Source organism: Frateuria sp. Soil773, from assembly GCF_001428405.1.
GTDB lineage: Bacteria > Pseudomonadota > Gammaproteobacteria > Xanthomonadales > Rhodanobacteraceae > LMSL01.
This window is the reverse complement of sequence record NZ_LMSL01000002.1, coordinates 561,687-584,563: the sequence shown is the minus strand read 5'-3', so window position 1 is coordinate 584,563 and position 22,877 is coordinate 561,687. Positions and strand designations below refer to the sequence as shown.

Below are 22,877 nucleotides of genomic sequence, written 5' to 3'. Positions count from 1 at the left end.
AGGTGGGTTGCCTGTCCGTTCCTCCCCTCCTGACGTGGCATCATCCGTCCGCAGTCGCCGGCCTTGCGCGAGTGACTACGCAACAGCGTATCCATCGGGGAGCCTGGCTTGTTCGTCCATGTCGAAACCAAACGACGCACACGGCTGCAGTGGGCCACCCTGCTGCTGGTGACGTTGTGCGTGGTGTGTTTCGTGGGACTGGCGCTGACGCCCTCGCCCGAACGGATATCGATCCTGCTGGAGTGGGGCACGATCCCCACCAGCATCTTCGACGCGAAGCAGCCGTTCTGGCCGCAACTGCTGGACCCGGCCCTGCTGCGGCTGGGCACGGCGCTGTTCATCCACGTGGAATGGCTGCACCTGCTGGGCAACCTGTTGTTCCTGGTGATCTTCGGGTTGGCCGCCGAGCGGAGCCTCGGCTCGATCCGCTTCCTGCTGCTGTTCCTGATCGGCGGCATCGTCGCCAACCTGGTCGGCGCCATCTCGCTGGCGGGCGTCGGGCGGCCGATCATCGGCTGCAGCGGCGCGGTGTCGGCGGTGCTGGGCACCTACCTGGCGCTGTTCCCGCGGGCCCGGCTGGGGCTGGTGCTGCCGCTGGGCCTCTATCTCGAATTCGTGCGGGTGCCTGCCTATCTGCTGATCGGCATCTGGGTGCTGCTGCAATTGCTCTTCAGCTATGCCGGGCCGAGCTACGGGGCGGTGGTGTGGTGGACGCACATCACCGGCTTCCTGTTCGGCGTGGTGTTCGCGCTGTTCTCGCGCGATGCGATCGTGCGCCGCCTGCGCGGCTAAACTTCACCGATGCGCACCAAGAAACTCTACAAGGTTACCTTCCTGCATCTCGGGAAATGCTACGAGTTGTATGCCCGCCAGGTGACTTCGAGCAGCCTCTGGGGCTTCACCGAGGTCGCCGAGCTGGTGTTCGAGCCGGCTGGTTCGGGGCTGCTGGTCGATCCTACCGAGGAGCGGCTGCGCGAGGAGTTCCGCGACACGCGCGTGCTGCACTTGCCGATGCAGTCGGTGGTGCGCATCGAGGAAGTCGAGCGCAAGAGCACGCTGGTGATCCGCGACGCCGCCGACGGCCAGAAGGTCACGCCGTTTCCGATGCCGCCGAAGCCGCGCTGACTCAGGCGTGCCGTGCCCCATGGTGCATGCCGTGGTGGCGGGCGAACATTCTCAGCAGCCGGCGGGCGATCGGCGTCGCCCCGACCTGCCGGAACACATGGTGCGGATCGCTGCCTTCGCTGCGCATCGCCTGCTGCTTTCGCCGGATATACGCGCGCATGACCTCGGCGTTGAACTCCGGATGGAACTGCACGCTCAGCGCCTGCGGCCCGTAGCGCAGGAGATGGTGCGGATCGCGGGCGGAGCGGGCCAGCACGACCGCGCCCGGCGGCGCTTCGAGCACGCTCTGTTCGTGGGTGGTGTGGGCGCGGAACTGCGACGGCATGGCGCCGACCAGCGGATCGTGCGCCGCCGGCGGCAGCAGCTCGATCGGCAGCGTCCCGATCTCGCGGCCGCCCGGCAGGTAATCGACGCGGCCGCCGAGGGCGTGCGCCATCAACTGGTGGCCGTAGCAGACGCCGAACATCGGCAGTTCCGCATCCATCGCGTGGCGGATCCAGCCGGCGGTGCGCTCGCTCCACGCCGCCCGCTCGGTGACCATCGCCGCCGAGCCGGTGATCAGGGCACCGGAGACTTCGGCGACGGCCGGCAGGCTTTCGCCGGCCTCGACGTCGACCACGCGGAGCTGCGACGGGCGCAATCCCGCGGCGAGCCGGAACCAGTGCGGGAAATCGCCGTGGCGACCGCGGATGGGATCGGGCGCGCGGCCCGTGCGGATGACGAGAACGGGTTTCATGCTGGTTCGATCACGGTCGATATGACGTTGTTACGGCGGGTCGATGGGTTCGTGCTCGATCGGCGGCAGCACGGTCAGCACTTCCTGCACCGTGGTCACGCCACGCGCCACCTGCGCCGCCGCCGAGATGCGCAGCGGCTGCAGCCCTTCGGCCAGCGCGGCGGCGCCGAAGCGGCCGAGGTCCAGGTCGGCGGAGAGCAGGCCGCGCAGGCGCGGGCTCAGCCGCATCATCTCGTAGATGCCGGTGCGCCCCAAGAAGCCGGTGTTGCGGCATTCCAGGCAGCCGACGGGCTTGAAGACGCGTCCAGGCAGCGGCAGGGTCCAGCCGTGCGTGAGCGCGGTCCATTCGTCCGGATCCTGCGTGGACTCCTGCTTGCAGTGCGGGCAGAGCGTGCGCACCAGGCGCTGGGCGACCACGCCGGTAAGGGTGGACTGGATCAGGTAGTGCGGCACGCCCAGGTCGAGCAGGCGGGTCACCGCGCTGGGCGCGTCGTTGGTGTGCAGGGTGGACAGCACCAGGTGGCCGGTGAGCGAGGCCTGCACGGCCATCTGGGCGGTTTCCAGGTCGCGGATCTCGCCGACCATGATGATGTCCGGGTCCTGCCGCAGCAGGGTGCGCACGCCGGCGGCGAAATCCAGCTCGATCGACGCCTGCACCTGCATCTGGTTGAACTCGGGCGAGACCATCTCGATCGGGTCTTCCACCGTGCACACGTTGATCTCGGGGCGCGCCAGGTGCTTGAGCGTGGAGTACAGCGTGGTGGTCTTGCCCGAGCCGGTCGGGCCGGTCACCAGCACGATGCCGTGCGGCCGCTCCACCAGGCTGCGCCAGGTGGCGTCCTCGCCGTCGGAAAAGCCCAGTTGGGAGAAGTCCTTGGCGACGATGTCCGGGTCGAAGATGCGCATCACCACCTTCTCGCCGAAGGCCGTGGGCATGGTGGAGATGCGCAGCTCCACCTCGCGCCCGGCGGCCGAGCGCGTCTTGATGCGGCCGTCCTGCGGCCGGCGCTTCTCGGCCACGTCCATGCGCGAGAGGATCTTGATGCGCGCGGTGACGGCCGTCATCACCGGCGGCGGCAGCTCGAACACCTTCTGCATGACGCCGTCGATGCGGAAGCGGATCAGGCCGGCGTCGCGTCGCGGCTCCAGGTGGATGTCCGAGGCGCGCTGCTCGAAGGCGTACTGCAGCAGCCAGTCGACGATGTGCACGACGTGGCGGTCGTCCGCGCCCACCTCGCCGGCCTTGCCCAGCTCGACCAGCTGCTCGAAGTTGAGGATGGCGGAGGTGTCGTAGCCGCCGGCCTTGGCGTCCTGCGCCAGCTGGATCGAGCGCTGGACGCCGTAGAACTCCTGCAGGTAGCGGTTGATGTCGATCGGGCTGGCCACGACCCGGTGCACGTCGCGCCGCAGCATGTGCGCCAGGTCGCTGGCCCAGCCGTCGTCGAACGGTTCGGCGGTGGCGAAGGTGACCTCGCCCGCCGCCGCGGCCACCGGCAGGATGCGGTGGCGCTGCGCATAGGCGTGGCTGACCACCTGGGTGACCGAGGCGACGTTGATCTTCATCGGGTCGATCTTGAGGTAGGGCAGGCCCGCCTGCCCGGCCAGCCATTCGGTGAGCCCTTCGAGGCTGATCGGCCGGCCGGGATCGCGCCGGTTGGTCAGCTTGGCGTTGGCGACCAGCACCAGCGGGTTCAGCTCCACCACGCTGCGTCCGGCGCGCGAGCCCATCCGCACGTGCCTGGCGTCCTCGGCCGAGACGTAGCCGTCGACCACCAGGGCGGCCAGCAGCTCGTCGAGCTCCAGCCGGCCGCGCCGGCCGAGCAGCGGCTTGGATTGGGGCGATGCGGCCATGCCGAAGGGGTCTCCCGGAACGAGGTGCGCCGGCCGCAGGGCCGGCGCGCAAGCAAGCTGCGGCTATACTAGCGCGCTTTATCCACCGGTCACGGAAAGCCATGTCCGCGCGTACCTTCCAGGACGTCATCCAGACGCTCAACCGCTATTGGGGCAGCCAGGGTTGCGTGCTGTTGCAGCCGCTCGATACCGAGGTCGGCGCCGGCACCTTCCACCCGGCCACCTTCCTGCGCGCGCTCGGTCCGGAGCCCTGGGCGGCCGCCTACGTGCAGCCTTCGCGCCGGCCCACCGACGGCCGCTACGGCGACAACCCCAACCGCCTGCAGCACTACTACCAGTACCAGGTGGTGATGAAGCCGAACCCGGAGAACATCCTGGAGCTGTACATCGGCTCGCTGAAGGAACTGGGGCTGGACCCGCTGGTGCACGACCTGCGCTTCGTCGAGGACAACTGGGAATCGCCCACGCTGGGCGCCTGGGGCCTGGGCTGGGAGGTGTGGCTGAACGGCATGGAAGTCACCCAGTTCACCTATTTCCAGCAGGCCGGCGGCCTGGAGTGCCGCCCGGTGACCGGCGAGATCACCTACGGCCTCGAGCGCCTGGCGATGTACCTGCAGAACGTGGACAACGTCTATGACTTGATCTGGACCGAAGGCCCGCACGGCACGGTGACCTACGGCGACGTGTTCCACCAGAACGAGGTGGAGCAGAGCACCTACAACTTCGAGCACGCCAACGTAGCCGAGCTGCTGCGCTGGTTCGACGTGTGCGAAGCCACCGCCAACCAATTGATCGCCGCCAACCTGCCGCTGCCTGCCTACGAGCAGGTGATGAAGGCCAGCCATACCTTCAACCTGCTCGACGCGCGCCGCGCGATCAGCGTCACCGAACGCCAGCGCTACATCCTGCGCGTGCGCACGCTGTCGCGCAGCGTGGCCGAGACCTATGTGGCGCAACGCGAGAAGCTCGGCTATCCGGGCCTGAAGAACAAGGAGCAGGCCGCATGAGCGCCGCCAAGTCGCTGCTGATCGAACTGGGCACCGAGGAACTGCCGCCGAAGGCGCTGGACGAGCTGTCCGCCGCGTTCCTGCGCGGCATCTGCGACGGGCTCGCCAGGCGCGGCATCGAGGCGGCGCTGGACCAGGCACGCGCCTACTGCACGCCGCGCCGGCTGGCCGCGTACGTGCCGGCGGTGGCGAAGACCCAGCCCGAGCAGGTGATCGAGCGCCGCGGCCCGGCGGTCAACGCTGCGCTGGACGCCGAGGGCCAGCCGGGCAAGGCCCTGCTCGGCTTCGCGCAGTCCTGCGGCGTCGGCGTCGAACAGCTGGAAAAGCTGGAGACCGACAAGGGCGCCTGGTTCGTGTTCCGCGCGGTGAAGCCGGGCCTGCCGGTGGCCGAGCTGCTGCCGCAGATCGTCGAGGAGGCGCTCAAGGGTCTGCCGATCCCGCGGCCGATGCGCTGGGCCGACCACGACTACAGCTTCGTGCGCCCGGCGCACTGGCTGGTGATGCTGCATGGCGACGCGATCGTCGAAGGCGAACTGCTGGGCCTCAAGAGCGGCCGCAAGTCGCGCGGGCACCGTTTCATGCATCCCAACCCCGTGCATGTGGCCGACGCCGACGGCTGGCTCGACGCGCTGCGCGCGGCCAAGGTGCTGGCCGATCCGGCCGAGCGCCGCCAGCGCATCCGCGACGAGGTCGCCCGCGCGGCCGTGCGCACCAGCGGCGTACCGCGGCTGGACGAGGCCCTGCTCGACGAGATCGCCAACCTGACCGAATGGCCGGCGGCGATCGGATGCGCGTTCGAGCGCGACTTCCTCGCGGTCCCGCCGGAAGCCCTGGTCACCACGATGGAGGCCAACCAGAAATTCGTGCCGGTGTTCGATGCCCATGGCAAGCTCACCGAGCACTTCATCGGCGTCGCCAACATCGAGAGCAAGGACCCGGCCGAGATCCGCAAAGGCTACGAGCGCGTGATCCGCCCCCGCTTCGCGGACGCCAAGTTCTTCTGGGACGAGGACCTGAAGACGCCGCTGGCCGACTACCAGGCGCAGCTCAAGCAGGTCACCTACCAGCAGGCGCTCGGCAGCCTGTGGGACAAGAGCGTGCGCGTCGCCGAACTGGCCCGCGTCATCGCCAACCGGGTCGGCGTGGACGCCGGCGCGGCGACCCGCGCGGCCAGCCTGAGCAAGTGCGACCTGCTGACCCGCATGGTCGGCGAGTTCCCGGAGCTGCAAGGCGTGATGGGCCGCTACTACGCCCGCCACCATGGCGAGCCGGAGGCCGTGGCCGAGGCGCTGGACAGCTACTACCAGCCGCGCTTCGCCGGCGACGCGATCGCCGCCGGCAAGCTCGGCCAGGTGCTCGCCGTGGCCGAGCGGCTGGACACGCTGGCCGGCATCTTCGCCGTCGGCATGAAGCCCAGCGGCAACAAGGACCCGTTCGCCCTGCGCCGCGCGGCGCTGGGGCTGGCCCGTACCCTGGTCGAAGGCAAGCTCGACCTCGATCTCGGCGGCAGCCTGGTCGAAGCACTGGAGCTGCTGCCCGACGCGGCCCTGGCCGCCGGGATCAAGCCGGGCAAAGATGGCAAGCCGGCCGTGTTCGACGCGGCGGCCCGGCGTGCCGCCCTGGCCGGCGAGCTGCGCGATTTCGTGCTGGAACGCCTGCGCGGCTACTACGCCGAGCTGGGATTCGGCAACGAGCAGTTCGAGGCGGTGCTGGCCGTGGCGCCTTCGAGCCTGTACGACTTCGACCGCCGGCTGCACGCGGTCGCCGAGTTCGGCCGCCGGCCGGAGGCGGGCAGCCTCGCCGCGGCGAACAAGCGGGTGGCCAACATCCTGCGCAAGCAGGCCGAGGAATCCGGTGCGGAAAGCATCGGCAAGGCGGTCGACCCCGCGCATTTCGAGGCGCCGGAGGAGCACGCGCTGGCCAGTGCGCTGGCCGCGGCCCGGGAAGACTGCGCCGCGCCGCTGCGCCAGGGCGACTATGCCGCCGTGCTGACCCGGCTGGCCCGGCTCCAGGCGCCGGTCGACGCCTTCTTCGACAGCGTGCTGGTGAACGCGGAGGCGCCCGCGGTGCGGGCCAACCGCCTGGCCCTGCTCGGCCAGCTGAGCGCGCAGTTCACCGCGATCGCCGATATCGCCAGGCTGTAGGCGCGGCAGGAAGGCCGCGCCGAGGCGAATTCAGGCGCTGGCGCGGTTATGCCGGATCCGCTCGGACAGGCGGCGGTTGAAGGCCAGCATCGCGCCGGCGTCCACATTGACCCCGCCGGGGCCGAGCGCGGCGTACAGGTCGGCGAGTAGGTCGGCGTGGTCGGCCAGGGCCAGCGGGCTGCCGGCCAGGTCGAGTTCCGACTGCAGCATCTTCATCGCCGTGTTCAGGCGGGCACTGTCGACACCGGTGGCCGGTAGGCCGGCGATGTCGGCGGACAGGTGCGTGCGGTGCCGCGACGGATACGAGGTCTCGCTGGACGTCTGTTCCTCGGCGCGCGTCAGCGTCGGGTCGGGCTGGATCGAGCCCTCGCCGGCCACCAGCCACACCAGCGAGATGCCGAGCGTGCGGGCCAGCTTGACGCAGCGCGCGCGCGAAGGGTCGGTGTTGCCGTCGCGCCAGCTTCGCACCACGCCTTCGGAAAAGCCGCACATGCGGGCGATTTCCGTTGCGCTGCCTACGCGCTGGATCAGCAGCTTGATGCGTTCGGCGAAGGTTTCGCTGGATTCGGTGGAAGCGGGTGGTTGCGTACGCATGAGTATGGCCACGGTCATTCGGCGATGGAATGTGGGGTTGAAGACCGTCGGGAGGACTCGGCCGCGACGGATCAACGCGAATGATGACGGAACTGGCTTGCTTCAAGCTTTCTCGAGCGCGGCCATCGTAGCAAGTTATTGCACCTTCTTGCCCTGGCGACGCAATACTTTACGACCGACCGAACAGGAATACACCAGCCCATCGGGGCCCACGATGCGCTCCTGGGACGTGCGGCACACCTTGCCTCCAGCGGGTTGACGGGGCGGGCGCGGTCAGGTGGGCGGCCGTAAGGTTTCCGCGCCGTAAGTAAAAGGCGACGTCGATGATAAAAAATCGTTGACAGAATGTTGCGCAGGGTACTACGGTCGCTTTTACGCAGCTGTCGGTTACATGCAAACGGGATTTCAGGCGCAGGAAACGCGCGCTCCGATACGCGGGACAGCTGCTTGCAACTGGGTGATTGAAATTTTTGCTCGGCGAGCCGAGCCGATCTGGGGAGATCTTTAGTGATGAGCATGAACAAGAGCCGTGGCATGCAGCCACGTCGTACCGCCTTGGCTTTCGCCATCGGCCTGAGCATGGCAGGAGTGGCCTTCGGCCAGGCCACTACGGGTGGCATCAATGGCGTAGTGGCAGCCGGCAGTGGCGACAGCGTCGTCATCAAGAGCTCGTCGGGCGTGAGCCGCACGGTCGCTGTGGATGCCAACGGGGCCTACTCGGCCAGCCAGTTGCCGCTGGGCACCTACACCGTTTCGCTGCAGCGCAACGGCCAGGTCGTCGATTCGCGCTCCAACGTGACCCTGCGCGTGGGTTCGAGCACCGACGTGTCCTTCGGCGCCTCGGCCAATGCCGAAAACGCCCAGAACCTGAGCGGCCTGACCGTGACGGCCAATGCCCTGCCGTCGATCGACGTGACGGGCGTCGACTCGCGCACCGTCATCACCTCCGAGCAGCTGGCCAAGCTGCCGCTGGCCCGCAGCGCCGAAGCCATCGCCCTGCTGGCGCCGGGCGTGGTTGCCGGTAGCACGTACTTCACCAATGCCACCGGTGGTTCGGTGGTGTCGTTCGGCGGCGCTTCGGTGACCGAGAACGCGTACTACCTCAACGGTTTCAACACCACCGACCCGCTCAGCAACTTCGGCGGCATCACCCTGCCGTACGGCGCGATCGACCAGCAGGAAATCCTGAGCGGCGGCTACGGCGCGGCGTACGGCCGTTCCGACGGCGGCGTGATCAGCCAGGTCGGCAAGCGCGGCACCAACGAGTGGCACTTCGGCGGCCAGGTCCAGTGGACCCCCAAGGATCTCAAGAGCGATCCGAAGGACTACTACTACGTCAACAAGGACGGCTCGCGCGGCAAGATCCGCCAGTACCGTTCTGACAACAAGTCGTCGACCACCACGGTGGACGCCTACGTCGGCGGCCCGCTGATCAAGGACAAGCTGTTCGTGTTCGCGGCGGTGGAAGCCGAGCGCCAGCCGGGCCGTTCCACCGGCTCCAACGTGGCGCCGTACGTCACCCATTACCGCTACGACAATCCGAAGTGGTACGGCAAGCTGGACTGGAACATCACCGACAGCAACATCCTCGAAGTGACGGGTGCGTCCAGCAAGTCCTCCTACGAGGGTTCGCTGTACAGCTACAACTACGCCACCAAGACGGAAGGCGCGTTCAACAGCTACGACACCCAGACCAAGAATGGCGCGGACGTCTATACGGCCAAGTTCACCAGCTACATCACGGACGACCTGACCGCGAGCGTGCTGTACGGCAAGATGAAGGGCACCTGGTACAGCAATACGCCGGGCTACGATCCGACCTATCCGTACCTCTTCAGCGCGCAGGACCAGAATCCGGCCCTGAACGGCGGCAACCCCATCACCAACAGCCAGACCGTCGCGACGGAAAACCTGCCCGGCCATCGTTCGGTCAGCACCAATCTGCGCGTCGACCTGAGCTATCGGCTTGGTGACCACACCATCACCGCCGGTATCGATAACCAGGACGTGAAGAACATCGACGCGGGCACCAAGTTCCCGGATGCCGGCCTGGGTTATGCCTGGGAATACAACAACCAGGGTGATCCCGATACCTACGTCGCCGGTGGCCCTGAGACTGGGGCGGGCTGGGAAAACCGGCCCTGGGTGAAGAATACCGGGTCGCAGCCGGGCGGCGAGACTGGCTACTACGTTGCTCGCTACAGGTATCACGACAACGCGTCGGTCCGCGTGTCGCAGCGTGCGCAGTACATCGAGGACAGCTGGCAGGTCACCGACCGCTGGCTGGTCAAGCTCGGCCTGCGCAACGACCAGTTCACCAACTACAACGCCGGCGGCAAGCCGTACCTGCGCCTGACCTCGCCGCAGTGGGCGCCGCGCGTGGGCTTCAGCTGGGACGTCAACGGCGATTCCAGCTTCAAGATCTACGGCAACGCCGGCCGCTACTACCTCGCCCTGCCCACCAGCGTGGCGCTGCGCGCGGCGGGTTCCTCGCTGTACACCCGCGAGTTCTACACCTACGAGGGCATCGACTCGAACGGTATCCCGACCGGCCTGCATCCGATCGACGCCAGCGTGGGCGCGGGCAATCCGTTCTCCGCCAACGGCGAGTACGGCCAGCCGCGCGATCCGAAGGTCGGCAGCGCCCACAACCTGAAGTCGGAGTACCAGGACGAGTACATCCTCGGCTTCGACAAGAAGCTGGGCGATGCGTGGGTGTACGGCGCCAAGGCGACCTACCGCAACCTGCGCAATGCGATCGACGATATCGGCGATTCTCCCTCGATCATCGCCAAGATGAACAAGATGGGCATCGATCCGGCCACCTACGATCCGGGCCTGATTCCGGGCAGCTTCCTGATCAACCCGGGCAAGAACACGGTGTTCTCGATCGCGAAGATCGGCGGCGGCTACTACGACGTGCCGATGGACTGGAGGAAGGACTTCGGCTTCAACACCACGATGAAGCGCAAGTACTACGGCCTGGATCTGTTCCTGGAGCATCCGTTCGACGGCAAGTGGTTCGGCAAGGTCGACTACCTGTTCTCGCGCAGCTACGGCAACAGCGAAGGCCAGGTGCGTACGGACATCGGCCAGACCGACGTGTCGGCCACGGTGGACTGGGATTACGCCCAGGTCATGGACTACGCCAACGGCTACCTGTCGAACGACCGTCGCCATCAGCTGAAGGCCTATGGCTCCTACCAGATCACCCCGGAATGGATGCTGTCGGGCAACATGTCCATCGCTTCCGGCGCGCCGATCACCTGCCTGGGCCTCTATGGTCCTGACCAGACCAACCCCGGCCTGGCCTACACCGGCGGCTACTACCACTTCTGCAGCGGCAAGCCGTTCCAGCCGGGTACCAAGCGCAATCCGTGGACGTACCGTCTGGACCTGAGTGCCGAGTACCGGCCGGAGTGGGCTGGCAAGAAGCTCGCCTTCAACGTCATGGTCTACAACGTGTTCGACAAGCAGACGACCACGCAGATCTACGCCCTGCAGTCGAGTTCCAGCTTCCGGCGTCCGATCAGCTCGCAGACTCCGCGCTACTTCCGCTTCGGCGTCTCGTACGACTTCTGATGCTTGAGCGATACTGAAACTGCAGGCGGTTGATGCAGTCTCGATACGACCGCCGGGGATTTCCCCGGCGGTTTTTTTATGCGGCGCAGTCGCTGGATTCGGCCTTGCCGCCCTGCGACGTGGGCCCCGGTCTGTGGCGGCGGTCTCTATTGACTTTTCCGGAAGGGGACTTTTGGGCTATGCTTGCCGCTTCCCCCACGGAAACGACCGGGCGCCGGGCGCCTGTTTACCGTGCCCCGTTTCAAACACAGCAGATAGAGGTTTCCTCATGCGCAGGATGGTCTGGTCGTTGATGTCGGTAGCCGCGTTGGCCCTGGCCGGGTGCAATGGCTCCGGTTCTTCGCCGCAGGGCACGGCTACGGGCACGGACGGCGAGGCTCCGGCCGCCGCCGCGGCCACCCAGGCGAACAAGGTCAGCGGCACGATCGCCCTGCGCGACCCGGCGCAGTTGTCGCCGGAGGCGAAGCTGGAGATCTCCCTGGTCGACGTCTCGGCCCAGGACGGCAAGCCGCTGGCCAGCAAGACCGTGGCCCCGGTGCAGTTGCCGCAGTCGTTCGAGCTGGAGTTCAACCCGGCGGACGTCAGCCCGGCCAACCTGTACGTGGTGCAGGCCCAGTTGACCGACGGTGAGCGCCACTACACGATGCCGCTGCAGGCGCCGGTGCTGACCAAGGGCGCCTCGAACCAGGTCTCGATCCAGCTGGTGGCCGAGCAGACCCCGGCCGAGAAGGAGCTGGATGCGTTCAAGGCCGCGCAGAAGCAGATCGGCGGCATGAAGATCACCCAGGGCTCCAAGCTGGAGCCGGACGTGTCGCGCGCCTGGCAGGTGTTCCGTTCCGCCGGCGCCGTGCAGTTCATCCGCGCCCAGGCCGACTATGGCGACAAGGGCTTCACCAGCACCGATTTCGCCTACAAGGACGGCAAGCCGTGGGTGGTGGTGCAGCAGAAGAAGTCCAGCAAGGACGCCAAGCCCGGCTCGATCGAGCGGGCGAGCTGGGACAAGGACGGCAACCTGGTGGTGAAGCAGTCCGAGGCGGGCGGCAAGGTCGATGCGCTCGGCGACGACGAGGCTGCGAACCTGCACAAGCAGGCGGTCGACATGCTCGGCATGGCTACCGGCGGCAAGAACAAGTAAGCCCGGCGAGCCATTCGCCGGATGCACGAAAAAGCCGCCCGAGGGCGGCTTTTTCGTGGGCGGTCATGGCCGGATCAGAAGCCGATCTTGACGCCGAGGTTCACGCTGTTGTTCTTCTGGCTCTGGTCGCTGAAGCGGCCGCTGTAGGCGAGCCAGCCGGTCACGTTGGAGCTGAACCGGGTGCTCAGGCCGACGTCGGCGCTGGTCCAGGTCTTGTCCGGGGTGAAGCCGGTGAGCGCGAAGTGGCCGGACATGCCGTTGACGCCGGCGGTGACCTCGCGCGGGTCGGCCTTGTCGTCGTGGTTCCAGGCGATCTCGACGTACGGCGACAGCGTGGTGCTGCCGGCCTGCCAGTTGCCCTGCAGGCGCCAGCCGAGCGTGCCGATCAGCGCGTCGCGCTGCTGCCGGCCGAACCACATCGAGGTGCTGTCGTTGCCGCTCTCGCTGTAGCCGTTGACCTTGATGGTCTGCCATTCGGCCTTGGCGAAGGGGCCGGTGCGCAGGCCGTTGTCGAACGCGAACCACCAGCCGCCCTCGGCACCGCCGCCCAGGTGCGAGCCGTCCGCCTTGCCGCTTTCGCTGCGGCGGGCGGCGCCGATCATCATGGTGCGCTCGATGTCCTTGAAGTTGGACTGGCCGAAGCTGGCGAAGCCGCCGATATAGCCGCCGCCGTTGTGGTACACGGCATAGCCGAGGCCGGAGATGTCCTGCAGCTTGTAGCCGCCGCCACCGGCGAAGTCGGCGTTGCTCTGGCCGAGGCCGAGGGCCACGCCCACCGAGACGTGCTCGCTGGCGCGCACGTCGGCGCCGATCGTGAGGTTGACGTTGTCGCTGTCGGTCTTCGGCGAGTTGGCGCTGCGGTCGAAGCGCTGGCGGCCGTAGTCCACGCTGGCGAACAGGCGCGTGTCGCTGCCCTGGCCGTCGATCAGCATCTGGTCGCGGATGGCGCGGTACTGCGCGGCGCTGGCGGCCAGCGGCGCTTCGCCGAGCATCGAGATCTGCTCCGGCGCGCGGATCACCGACACCACGTACTGGCCGAGCATGGCGTGGGCGGCGGTGGTCGGATGCACGCCATCGGCGAACAGGTAGGTCTTCTCGGTGCCCGGCGCATAGGTCACCGGCAGGCCCGAACCCTGCGGGCCGCAATGCGCCGAGCTGCCGTCGCCGCCGGTGCAGGCCGGCGCGGTCACGTTGCTGAAGCCGTAGGCCGCCGGGTTGGCGATCACCTCGTTGAGCAACTGGAACGTGTTCACCGGGATCACGTTCAGGCCGCTGCCGCTGAGCTGGTTCACGCCGGCGTCGAGTATGCCGTTGTAGACCAGCGAGAGCTGGGTGCCGCCGGCCTGCGCGGCCGCACCGCCGGCCGCGGCGGACGGCGTCTTGCCGATGTCGGGCAGGTTGTAGACGACCACGTACTTGGCGCCGGCGGCCTGAAGCTGGCCGAGCAGCTTCACCTCGGTCTGCGCGGCGGCGCCGGCGCCGGCGGCCAGCGCGTTCGGGTCGGTCGTGGTGGCGGTCAGGTAGAAGATGTCGTTGGCGCCGCCCCAGACCTGGTACAGGGCGTTCGCGTCGGCCTTGCCGCCGTTCGCGCCGAGGTACATCTGCAACTGCTGCGGCAGGGTCGGGATCGGGCCGGCGGCGGCGTTGTGCAGCAGCCCGGCGCCGCCGAACGCGTAGTCGGTGCCGCCGGCGAGCGACGGGCTCAGGGTGAAGCCGAGCGCCTTGGCCACGTTCTCGGCGGTGGTGGTGCCGGGGTTGGTGGTGAAGCGCAGCGGCGGCTGGACGCCCGGGGCGGTGGCCAGCGAGATGTTGCCGCTGTCGCTGAGGCTGTCGCCGATCACGACGACCTTGCTGAAATCGGTGGCGCCGGCGGCCGTGCTGAACAGCAGGGCGGCGCAGATCGCGCCGGCTAGATGGCGGGTACGAGGCATGGCGGTAGGGCTCCCGGGGTTTTTGTTATGACTGCGTTACGTTAATCCAAGACCATACGCGGACGCATGCTGCACTGCAGCCAGCGCGGCATGCGTCCGGTGCGTCAGCGCTTCATCGCGCGCGACAGGGCATCGGCGAAGGCACTGTTGGCCGGGGCGGGGGCGGCCTTGGGCGCGGCGCCGGGGCGCTGGCCGCGGCCGTCGCGCTGGCCGCGCGCATCGCCGGCGTTGCCGGTGCGGCCGCCGCGTGCCTGGCCCGGCTCGTCGTCCAGCCGCATCGACAGGCCGATGCGCTGGCGCGGCAGGTCCACCTCCATCACCTTCACCTTGACGATGTCGCCCGCCTTCACCGCGTCGCGCGGGTCCTTCACGAAGGTGTGCGACAGCGCCGAGACGTGGACCAGGCCGTCCTGGTGCACGCCGATGTCGACGAAGGCGCCGAACGCGGCGACGTTGGTGACGCGGCCTTCGAGGATCATGCCGGGCCTGAGGTCCTTCACGTCCTCCACGCCCTCGGCGAAGCTCGGCGCGACGAACTCGGGCCGCGGGTCGCGGCCGGGCTTCTCCAGTTCCTTGAGGATGTCGCGCACGGTCGGCACGCCGAAGGTGTCGTCGGTGAACTGCTCGGGCTTGAGGCCGCGCAGGAAGCCGGCGTCGCCGATGATGGATTTCACCTCGCGGCCGCACTGGGCGATGATCCGCTCGACCACCGGATAGGCTTCCGGATGCACCGCGCTGGCGTCCAGCGGGTTGTCGCCGCTGGGCACGCGCAGGAAGCCGGCGCACTGCTCGAACGCCTTGTCGCCCAGCCGCGGCACCTTGAGCAGCGCCTTGCGGTTGGCGAACGGGCCGTTGGCGTCGCGGTGCTTCACCACGTTCTCGGCCACGCTGGCGGAAAGGCCGGCCACGCGCGACAGCAGCGCGGCCGAGGCGGTGTTCACGTCCACGCCGACGGCGTTCACGCAGTCCTCCACCTTCGCGTCCAGCGCGCGCGCCAGCTTCACCTGGTTCACGTCGTGCTGGTACTGGCCCACGCCGATCGCCTTCGGCTCGATCTTCACCAGCTCGGCCAGCGGGTCCTGCAGGCGCCGCGCGATGGAGACGGCGCCGCGCAGGCTCACGTCCAGCTCGGGGAATTCCTTGGCGGCGGTTTCCGAGGCGGAGTACACCGAGGCGCCGGCCTCGCTGACCACGACCTTCGACAGCCTGTGCTCCGGATGGCTCTTGGCGAGCCCCTTGATCAGCTCGCCGGCCAGCTTGTCGGTCTCGCGCGAGGCGGTGCCGTTGCCGATGGCGATCAGGTCCACGCCGTGCTGCCTACACAGCCGGGCCAGCGAGGCCAGCGATTCGTTCCACTGCCGCCGCGGCTCGTGCGGATAGATGGTGTCGGTGGCGAGCAGCTTGCCGGTGGGATCGACCACCGCGACCTTGCAGCCGGTGCGGATGCCCGGGTCCAGTCCCATCACCGTTTTCGCGCCGGCGGGTGCGGCCAGCATCAGGTCCTTGAGGTTGTCGCCGAACACGCGGATCGCCTCGTCCTCGGCGCCTTCACGCACGCGGCCGAACAGGTCCAGGGTGAGGTGCAGGTGCAGCTTCACGCGCCAGGTCAGGCGCACCGTCTCGCGCAGCCAGGCGTCGGCGGGGCGGCCGCGGTCGAGGATGCCGGCGCGCGCGGCGACGCGGCCCTCGCCTTCGAGGTGGCCCTGCTCGGCGTCGGCGCCCGGGCTCAGCTCCAGCTCGATGATGCCTTCGTTGCGCGCGCGCATCAGGGCGAGCAGGCGGTGCGAGGGGATCTTGCCGATCGGTTCGACGTGGTCGAAGTAGTCGCGGAACTTCGCGCCTTCGTTCTCCTTGCCTTCCACCACCTTCGCGCGGATCTGGCCTTGCGCCCACAGCCAGTCGCGCAGTTCGCCGATCAGGTGGGCGTCTTCGGCGATCGACTCCATCAGGATCGCGCGCGCGCCGTCCAGCGCCGCGCGCACGTCGGCGACGCCCTTGTCGGCATCGACGTACGCCGCGGCCAGCGCCTCGGGCGATTGCGTGGGATCGTCGCGCAGGCCCTGCGCCAGCGGTTCCAGGCCGGCCTCGCGCGCGATCTGCGCCTTGGTGCGGCGCTTGGGCTTGTAGGGCAGGTAGAGGTCTTCCAGCCGCGCCTTGGTGTCGGCGCCGAGCAGTTCGTCCTTCAGCGCATCGGTCAGCTTGCCCTGTTCTTCCACGCTGGCGAGGATCGCGGCGCGCCGCTCCTCCAGTTCGCGCAGGTAGCGCAGGCGCTCTTCCAGCAGGCGCAACTGGGTGTCGTCCAGGCCGCCGGTGGCTTCCTTGCGGTAGCGCGCGATGAACGGCACGGTGGCGCCGCCGTCGAGCAGTTCCACGGCTGCCTGGACCTGCGCGGGCTTGGCGGCGATGTCGTTGGCGATGCGTTGTTCGATGCTGAGCATGGGTGACGATGGATTCCTTGGCGTGGCGCGCGGCGCCGGATGGAAGAAACCTAAGCGGGCGATGATAACAAGCCGCCGGCCGGGCTCCGGCCGTGCCGGGGCCACGGGGTCGCGGCTCCGGAAGCGGCGGGCGCCGGCCCTAGTCGGGGAGGCGGGGATCAGGCGCTGAACGAGCCGCCGCGGCCGTCGGGCGGGCGGGCGGCGTCCTGGAACTCGCCGGCGCGGCCGTTCAGCACCAGGGTGCCGGCCAGCATGTCGTGCAGGCCCTGCTTGCGCTGGGTCCAGGCCACCATGAGGAAGCCGATGCACAGGATGAAGGCGCTGAGGATCTTGCCCGGATAGCGGCCGATGGCGCGGCCGAGGCTGATCCGCCGGCCCTGCAGGTCGGTCACCCGGATGCCCAGCGCCAGCTTGCCCACCGTGGCCTGCCAGCGCGAGCTTTCGCAGAGCGCGAAATAGGCCCAGGCGAGCAGGCCGCTGGCCAGCATGGCCGGCCACATGACGGCATAGAACTGCTGCTGCGCCGCCAGCGCCAGTTGCGGGTTGCCGCCGGACGCGGCCAGCGCCTGCTCCAGGGCGTTGCGGGCCGCGTCGCCGCCGCCCATCTTTTCGATCAGCGAGGTGGGGATGTAGAGCAGGATGAGGTCGAGGATGTAGGCGGCGACGCGCTTCCAGAAGCCGGCGTAGTCCTCCAGCGCGGCCGCGGTGAACGGCGAGAACGCGCGCGGGCCCGGCGGAGCCGGCGGCGGCACGGCGGCGGCCGCCTCGGGGAACAGCGTGGACAGCGGCTGCCAGTCGGCCAGGCCCTCGCGCCAGGCCAGGTCGTCGCGGCTCAACTGGCCGCTGCGCAGCCATTCGCGCACGTCGTCTTCCTTGTATGGGCCGTGGCGCTCGCCGTCCCGACCGATCCAGATTTCCATTGCGCGCTCCCGTTGCCGGTGATCAAAGTCCACATGATGCCATGGGCATGGCGGCCCACGCGGTCAGGCGGCATGGCGTTTCAGGTGCACCAGCAGCAGCGAGATCGCCGCGGGGGTGACGCCGCTGATCCGGGCCGCCTGGCCGACCGTGGCGGGCTGGCTGCGCTTGAGCTTCAGCAGCACCTCGGCGGACAGGCCGCGCACCTTGTCGTAGTCGAAGCCGGCCGGTATCGCGGTGTGCTCCTGGCGGCGCTGGCGGGCGATCTCCTCGCGCTGGCGCTCGAGGTAGCCGGCGTACTTGGTCTGCACCTCGACCTGTGCGGCGACATCGGCGTCCGCCACGGCCGGGCCGAGCGCGTCGACCGAAGCGAGTTTCGCGTAGTCCAGTTCCGGCCGGCGCAGCAGGTCCAGCGCATTGGTCTCGCGGCTGACCGCAATGCCGAGCTGGCGCTCGATGGCCGCGCCCAGCGCGTTGGCCGGGGCCGCCCACAGCGCGCCCAGGCGCTGGATCTCGCGCTCCACCGCCTCGCGCTTGGCGCGCAGCGCGTCGTAGCGCGCCGGCGGCACCACGCCCAGCGCGTGGCCCTGCTCGGTGAGGCGCAGGTCGGCGTTGTCCTCGCGCAGGTGCAGGCGGTACTCGGCGCGCGAGGTGAACATGCGGTACGGCTCGATGGTGCCGTTGCTGGTGAGGTCGTCGATCAGCACGCCGATGTAGGCCTCGTCGCGGCGCGGATACCACGGCGCCTTGCCCTGCGCGGCGAGCGCGGCGTTGAGGCCGGCGACCAGGCCCTGCGCGCCGGCCTCCTCGTAGCCGGTGGTGCCGTTGATCTGGCCGGCGAAGTACAGGCCGGGAACGGCCTTGGTCTCCAGCCACGGGTCGAGCCCGCGCGGATCGAAGTAGTCGTACTCGATCGCATAGCCGGGCCGGGTGATGTGCGCGCGCTCGAAGCCCTTGATCGAGCGCACCAGCTCCAGTTGCACGTCGAACGGCAGCGAGGTGGAGATGCCGTTCGGGTAGATCTCGAAGGTGTCCAGCCCTTCCGGCTCGATGAAGACCTGATGCGAGGCCTTCTCGGCGAAGCGCACCACCTTGTCCTCGATCGACGGGCAGTAGCGCGGGCCGATGCCCTCGATCTGGCCGCTGTACAGCGGCGAGCGGTCCAGCGCGCCGCGGATGATCTCGTGCGTGCGCTCGCCGGTATGGGTGATCCAGCAGCTCACCTGGCGCGGATGCTCGGCGCGCGTGCCGAGATAGGAGAACACCGGTGCGGGATCGTCGCCCGGCTGTTCCTCGAGCCCGTCGAAATCGATGCTGCGCAGGTCGATCCGCGGCGGCGTGCCGGTCTTCAGGCGATCGGCCGCCACCGGCAGCTCGCGCAGCCGGGCGGCCAGCGCGCCGGCCGGCGGATCGCCCGCGCGGCCGCCGGCGTATTGCGCGGGGCCGATGTGGATCTTGCCGGCGAGGAAGGTGCCCGCGGTGAGCACGATGGACCTTGCGCGGAAGGAAAGGCCCATCTGCGTCACCACGCCGACGGCGCGGCCGCCCTCCAGGACCAGGTCGTCCACCGCCTGCTGGAACAGCTCCAGGTTCGGCTGGCTTTCCACGATGCGGCGGATCGCCGCCTTGTACAGCGCGCGGTCGGCCTGGCAGCGCGTGGCGCGCACGGCCGGGCCCTTGGAGGCGTTCAACGTGCGCCACTGGATGCCGGCCAGGTCGGCCGCATGCGCCATCGCGCCGCCCAGCGCGTCGATCTCCTTCACCAGGTGGCCCTTGCCGATGCCGCCGATGGCCGGGTTGCAGCTCATCTGGCCGATCGTCTCGATGCTGTGGCTGAGCAGCAGGGTGCGTGCGCCGGTGCGCGCGGCGGCCAGCGCGGCCTCGGTGCCGGCGTGGCCGCCGCCGACCACGATCACGTCATAGGAAGTGGGATGGAACACGGGAAAGTCTCGGGCGAACAGGGCGTTATGGTAGCGCCCAGGCGGCTTTGCGGGGGAGCGCGCGGGCGCGTGGCATGCTTCCTGCTTTTCCAGACACGCACTTTCACGGGCAGACGCTGCGCGGAACACGCGCGCCGAGATCGGACAGACAGGGGTTCGATCGCGTGCCGGGAAAGGGAGCATGGCGGCGCCCGGGAGGAGACTCCCTGGGCGCCGTCGCCTTTTGTGGGTCCGGAAAAAGCAAAACCCCGCCAAGGCGGGGTTTTGCTCGTTTAGATCTGGCGCCCGGCGGTCTCAGGAACAGGGGGAATCCAGGATGACCGTGTTGCCGGACGCCAGAAACCGGAATGCGTTGGATCGCTGGCGCTGCGGAACGTGGGTTGATCTTGGCGGCGTGCGCGTGAACAAACGGTGACTGAAACGGCCTTTTGTGCCGGGGGGCGGCACGAGCTGACGCGTAGCGTCAGTTTTCTGTTCTGGCGCAAGGTTCAGGTGTGATCGTCGTCACGTTATGGCACGAGGTTTGCTCGCTTCCGGTGTCCGCGACAAGGGGAGCACGCCATGAATCCAGGCATCGATTTCGCACCCGTCTATCCGCATCACGACCTGCTGATGGAAATCGGCCGGGTGGAACTGGCCATCGACCACCTGGCCGAGCGCAGCGAGCGCGAGCGGGCCAGCCTGCAGCCGCGGCTGGAGTCGCGCATGAGCCGCCTGCTCGACGCGCTGGGCCGGTTGCCGGCCTGACAGCCGCGATCCGGCAGCCCAGGCGCCGTCGCCCGGGCCGCGGTTCCTTCGGCTTTCAATCCTTCAGCATGTTGCCGACGATCTCGGCGAGGTTGCGCGAGAGCGGCTGGGCCGCCAGGGCGTCCAGCGCCGCGCGGGCGGCCGCGCGCCGCGCCGGTTCCAGCCGCTGCCAGCCGTTGAAGGCCGTGGCCAGGCGCGCCGCGACCTGCGGGTTCAGCGCATCGAGCGCGACCAGCCGCTGCGCCAGCCAGCGGTAGCCGGCGCCGTCGGCGCGGTGGAAGCCGCTGGGATTGCCGCGGGCGAAGCTGCCCAGCAGCGACTGCACGCGGTTGGGATTCTTCAGCGTGAAGGCCGGATCGTCTTCCAGCGCCTGCACGTGCGCCAGCGCCGGCTCGCCGGGCAACTGCGCCTGCACGGCGAACCACTTGTCCAGCGCCAGCGCGTTGTCGGCGTAGCGCGCGCGGTAGTGCGCCAGCGCATCCGCGGCCGCGGGGGCCGCATGGCGCACCAGCACGCCGAGCGCGGCGAGCCGGTCGGTCATGCCGTCGGCCTGTTCGTACTGCCGCTGGGCGAGCGGCTGCGCCGCCTCCGGATCGAGCAGGGCGAGCAGTTCCAGCACTCGGCGCTTGAGCCGGCGGCGTGCTTGGCTGGCGGCGTCGAGCGCGAACGCGGCGGGAGCCGCCAGCACCTCGTAGCGCTGCCGCAGCGCGGCGGCGCCGATCCGTTCGGCGAGCCGGCGCTGCAACTGCTGGCGCAGGGCATGGATGCGCGCCGGATCGACGCCGGTCTCGCGCTCGGCCAGTTCGATCTCGCCGGGCGGGGTGAGCAGGTCGGCGAGCAGGGCGGGATCGAGCGCGCTGTCCTGGAACAGCGCTGCCAGCGCCTCGCTCCAGGCCCGCACGGCATCGTCCGCGGCGCCGTCGCGCAGCGCGTCGTAGGCGCGCTGGGCCAATTGCTGGCCGGCTTCCCACCGGTTGAAGCCGTCGGCGTCGTGCATCAGCAGCAGGGCCAGCTCGTCCGGGCGGTAGTCGTACTGCAGGATCACCGGCGCGGAGAAGCCGCGCAGCAGCGACGGCACCGGCGGCTGGTCGAGCTGGCCGAAGACGAACGACTGCCGCGCCTGGTCGAGCACCACCACCGCTTCGGTTTCGGACGTCTGGCCGTCCATATGCAGCGGAAGCATCCGGCCGTCGCTCCCGAACAGGGCCAGCTTCACCGGTATCGGCAGCGGCCGCTTGTCCGGCTGGCCGGCGCCGGGCGCGGTGTGCTGCTGGAGCGTAAGCGTGTAGCTGCGCTGCCCGGCATCGTAGTGGCCGCCGGCGTGCAGGCGGGGCGTGCCGGCCTGGGCGTACCAGGCCAGGTAGGGCGCAAGGTCGATGCCGTTGGCCTCGCCCAGCGCGGCGAGGAAATCCTCCAGGGTGGCGGCGCGGCCGTCGTTCTGCGCGAAGTAGCGGTCCATGCCGCGGCGGAAGCCTTCCCGGCCCAGCCGGCCGGCCAGCATGCGCACCAGCTCGGAGCCTTTCTCGTACACCGTGGCGGTGTAGAAGTTGTTGATCTCGCTGTATTGCGCGGGGCGCACCGGGTGCGCCAGCGGGCCGGCGTCCTCGGGGAACTGCGCGCGGCGCAGCAGCGCCACGTCCTCGATGCGCTTGAGCGGCGGCGAGTTCATGTCGGCGGAGAACTGCTGCTCGCGGAACACGGTGAGCCCTTCCTTCAGGCTCAACTGGAACCAGTCGCGGCAGGTGACGCGGTTGCCGCTCCAGTTGTGGAAATACTCGTGCGCGATCACCGCCTCCACCGCGCGGTACTCGTCGTCGGTGGTGGAGTCCGGGTCGGCCAGCAGGTATTTCGCGTTGAAGATGTTGAGGCCCTTGTTCTCCATCGCGCCCATGTTGAAGTCGTGGGTGGCGACGACATGGAACACGTCGAGGTCGTAGTTGCGGCCGTAGGTCTCTTCGTCCCAGCGCATCGCGCGTTCCAGCGCGTCCATCGCGTAGTGGCAGCGGTCGATCACGTTGGCCTCGGACCAGATCACCAGCTTCACCGCGCGGCCGTCGGCGGTGCGGTAGTCGCGCTCGATCCTTTCCAGCCGTCCGGCGACCAGCGCGAACAGGTAGCTGGGCTTCGGATGCGGATCGACGAAGCGCGCCCAGTGGCGGCCGTCGGGCAGCTCGCCGGCGCCGTCCGGGTTGCCGCCGGCCAGCAGCACCGGGAAACGCGCGCGGTCGGCGCGCAGGGTCACCGTGTAGTTGGACAGCACGTCCGGGCGGTCGGGGAAGAAGGTGATGTGGCGGAAGCCCTGCGCCTCGCACTGGGTCAGCAGGAAGCCGGCCTCGCGCGAGCCGGACAGGTACAGCCCTTCCAGCGCGGTGTTCGCCGCCGGGCGCAGCCGCACGCGGGTTTCCAGCACGCTGCCGTCGCGCGCGCCCTCGACCTGCAGCACGCCGTCGGCGTAGCGGTAGTGGTCCGGCGCCAGCGGCTGGCCGTCCAGGCCGATCGCCAGCAGCTCCAGCCCCTCGCCGTCCAGGCGCAGCGGCTCGTGCTGCGCCGGGTCGGCGCGCAGCCGCAGGCGGGCCTGCAACTCGGTGGATTCGATGTCCAGGTCGAAAACCAGTTCGGCGGATTCGACCCGCCAGGCCGGGGCGCGGTAATCCGCGAGCCGGATCGTGGAGGGGCTTTGCTCGGTGCGTGCGGTCATGGCGTGGAATGGGGGCGCTGGAAAGGGGATG

The 22,877-nt window shown here is 69.1% G+C and carries 15 protein-coding genes; 7 read left to right on the top strand and 8 right to left on the bottom strand.

Annotation, left to right across the window (positions count from 1 at the left end; all coding sequences use genetic code 11):
* The first annotated feature begins 108 nt into the window (after window positions 1-108).
* Entirely contained in the window at window positions 109-792 is a 684-nt protein-coding gene (locus tag ASG87_RS02450; RefSeq protein WP_056000174.1) for a rhomboid family intramembrane serine protease, read from the top strand.
* Between the two features lie 9 nt (window positions 793-801).
* The gene (locus ASG87_RS02445) at window positions 802-1,125 is read left to right on the top strand and encodes a DUF1820 family protein (protein ID WP_056000171.1); all 324 of its coding nucleotides are present in this window, start codon (window positions 802-804) and stop codon (window positions 1,123-1,125) included.
* Between the two features lies 1 nt (window position 1,126).
* Here ASG87_RS02445 and ASG87_RS02440 read toward each other — a convergent pair whose 3' ends face one another.
* Both ASG87_RS02440 and ASG87_RS02435 read right to left on the bottom strand, forming a co-directional pair.
* Window positions 1,127-1,861, bottom strand: coding sequence for a glutamine amidotransferase (locus tag ASG87_RS02440; protein WP_056000169.1), 735 nt, complete (start codon window positions 1,859-1,861; stop codon window positions 1,127-1,129).
* A 30-nt stretch (window positions 1,862-1,891) separates the two neighbouring features.
* On the bottom strand, window positions 1,892-3,712 hold the full coding sequence (locus ASG87_RS02435) for a GspE/PulE family protein (protein ID WP_056000166.1): 1,821 nt from the start codon (window positions 3,710-3,712) through the stop codon (window positions 1,892-1,894).
* Between the two features lie 101 nt (window positions 3,713-3,813).
* Here ASG87_RS02435 and glyQ point away from each other — a divergent pair, with 101 nt between their 5' ends.
* Both glyQ and glyS read left to right on the top strand, forming a co-directional pair.
* On the top strand, window positions 3,814-4,719 hold the full coding sequence (glyQ, locus tag ASG87_RS02430; RefSeq protein ID WP_056000163.1) for a glycine--tRNA ligase subunit alpha: 906 nt from the start codon (window positions 3,814-3,816) through the stop codon (window positions 4,717-4,719).
* Window positions 4,716-6,863: a glycine--tRNA ligase subunit beta gene (gene glyS, locus ASG87_RS02425; RefSeq protein ID WP_056000160.1), complete on the top strand. Its 2,148-nt coding sequence runs from the start codon at window positions 4,716-4,718 to the stop codon at window positions 6,861-6,863. Before glyQ ends, glyS begins: the two co-directional genes overlap by 4 nt.
* A 30-nt stretch (window positions 6,864-6,893) precedes the next feature.
* On the opposite strand, the gene ASG87_RS02420 is transcribed toward glyS, so the two are convergent.
* On the bottom strand, window positions 6,894-7,457 hold the full coding sequence (locus tag ASG87_RS02420) for a helix-turn-helix transcriptional regulator (protein ID WP_056000317.1): 564 nt from the start codon (window positions 7,455-7,457) through the stop codon (window positions 6,894-6,896).
* 534 nt (window positions 7,458-7,991) lie between these two features.
* Between ASG87_RS02420 and ASG87_RS02415 the strand changes: the two genes are divergently transcribed.
* Both ASG87_RS02415 and ASG87_RS02410 read left to right on the top strand, forming a co-directional pair.
* On the top strand, window positions 7,992-11,039 hold the full coding sequence (locus ASG87_RS02415) for a TonB-dependent receptor (RefSeq protein WP_235499546.1): 3,048 nt from the start codon (window positions 7,992-7,994) through the stop codon (window positions 11,037-11,039).
* Window positions 11,040-11,307: 268 nt separating this feature from the next.
* Complete coding sequence (locus ASG87_RS02410) at window positions 11,308-12,174, top strand: YbaY family lipoprotein (protein ID WP_056000157.1); 867 nt, start codon at window positions 11,308-11,310, stop codon at window positions 12,172-12,174.
* 74 nt (window positions 12,175-12,248) lie between these two features.
* Here ASG87_RS02410 and ASG87_RS02405 read toward each other — a convergent pair whose 3' ends face one another.
* From ASG87_RS02405 to mnmG, 4 genes are all read right to left on the bottom strand, one after another.
* Entirely contained in the window at window positions 12,249-14,105 is a 1,857-nt protein-coding gene (locus ASG87_RS02405; protein WP_056000154.1) for an autotransporter domain-containing protein, read from the bottom strand.
* 104 nt (window positions 14,106-14,209) lie between these two features.
* Window positions 14,210-16,543: a Tex family protein gene (locus ASG87_RS02400; RefSeq protein WP_056000151.1), complete on the bottom strand. Its 2,334-nt coding sequence runs from the start codon at window positions 16,541-16,543 to the stop codon at window positions 14,210-14,212.
* Between the two features lie 158 nt (window positions 16,544-16,701).
* Window positions 16,702-17,463 carry an RDD family protein gene (locus ASG87_RS02395; RefSeq protein ID WP_056000148.1) on the bottom strand — a complete coding sequence of 254 codons (762 nt, stop codon included), beginning with the start codon at window positions 17,461-17,463 and terminating at the stop codon, window positions 16,702-16,704.
* A 63-nt stretch (window positions 17,464-17,526) separates the two neighbouring features.
* Window positions 17,527-19,401, bottom strand: a complete 1,875-nt coding sequence (gene mnmG / locus ASG87_RS02390) for a tRNA uridine-5-carboxymethylaminomethyl(34) synthesis enzyme MnmG (RefSeq protein WP_056000145.1) — start codon at window positions 19,399-19,401, stop codon at window positions 17,527-17,529.
* A gap of 561 nt (window positions 19,402-19,962) precedes the next feature.
* Here mnmG and ASG87_RS02385 point away from each other — a divergent pair.
* Entirely contained in the window at window positions 19,963-20,148 is a 186-nt protein-coding gene (locus ASG87_RS02385) for a hypothetical protein (RefSeq protein WP_056000142.1), read from the top strand.
* A gap of 55 nt (window positions 20,149-20,203) precedes the next feature.
* Here the strand turns inward: ASG87_RS02385 and pepN are convergent, their stop codons facing one another.
* A complete protein-coding gene (pepN, locus tag ASG87_RS02380; protein ID WP_056000139.1) occupies window positions 20,204-22,846 on the bottom strand; it encodes an aminopeptidase N in 2,643 nt (880 codons plus the stop codon).
* Between the last annotated feature and the right edge of the window lie 31 nt (window positions 22,847-22,877).

Excerpts from the sequence above, each read along its gene's own strand:
- ASG87_RS02435 (WP_056000166.1), bottom strand. The coding sequence starts at position 3,712 with ATGGCCGCATCGCCCCAATCCAAGCCGCTGCTCGGCCGGCGCGGCCGG.
- ASG87_RS02415 (WP_235499546.1), top strand. The coding sequence starts at position 7,992 with ATGCAGCCACGTCGTACCGCCTTGGCTTTCGCCATCGGCCTGAGCATG.
- ASG87_RS02445 (WP_056000171.1), top strand. The coding sequence starts at position 802 with ATGCGCACCAAGAAACTCTACAAGGTTACCTTCCTGCATCTCGGGAAA.
- ASG87_RS02395 (WP_056000148.1), bottom strand. The coding sequence starts at position 17,463 with ATGGAAATCTGGATCGGTCGGGACGGCGAGCGCCACGGCCCATACAAG.
- ASG87_RS02440 (WP_056000169.1), bottom strand. The coding sequence starts at position 1,861 with ATGAAACCCGTTCTCGTCATCCGCACGGGCCGCGCGCCCGATCCCATC.
- ASG87_RS02400 (WP_056000151.1), bottom strand. The coding sequence starts at position 16,543 with ATGCTCAGCATCGAACAACGCATCGCCAACGACATCGCCGCCAAGCCC.
- glyQ (WP_056000163.1), top strand. The coding sequence starts at position 3,814 with ATGTCCGCGCGTACCTTCCAGGACGTCATCCAGACGCTCAACCGCTAT.
- ASG87_RS02385 (WP_056000142.1), top strand. The coding sequence starts at position 19,963 with ATGAATCCAGGCATCGATTTCGCACCCGTCTATCCGCATCACGACCTG.
- ASG87_RS02405 (WP_056000154.1), bottom strand. The coding sequence starts at position 14,105 with ATGCCTCGTACCCGCCATCTAGCCGGCGCGATCTGCGCCGCCCTGCTG.
- pepN (WP_056000139.1), bottom strand. The coding sequence starts at position 22,846 with ATGACCGCACGCACCGAGCAAAGCCCCTCCACGATCCGGCTCGCGGAT.
- ASG87_RS02410 (WP_056000157.1), top strand. The coding sequence starts at position 11,308 with ATGCGCAGGATGGTCTGGTCGTTGATGTCGGTAGCCGCGTTGGCCCTG.
- glyS (WP_056000160.1), top strand. The coding sequence starts at position 4,716 with ATGAGCGCCGCCAAGTCGCTGCTGATCGAACTGGGCACCGAGGAACTG.
- ASG87_RS02420 (WP_056000317.1), bottom strand. The coding sequence starts at position 7,457 with ATGCGTACGCAACCACCCGCTTCCACCGAATCCAGCGAAACCTTCGCC.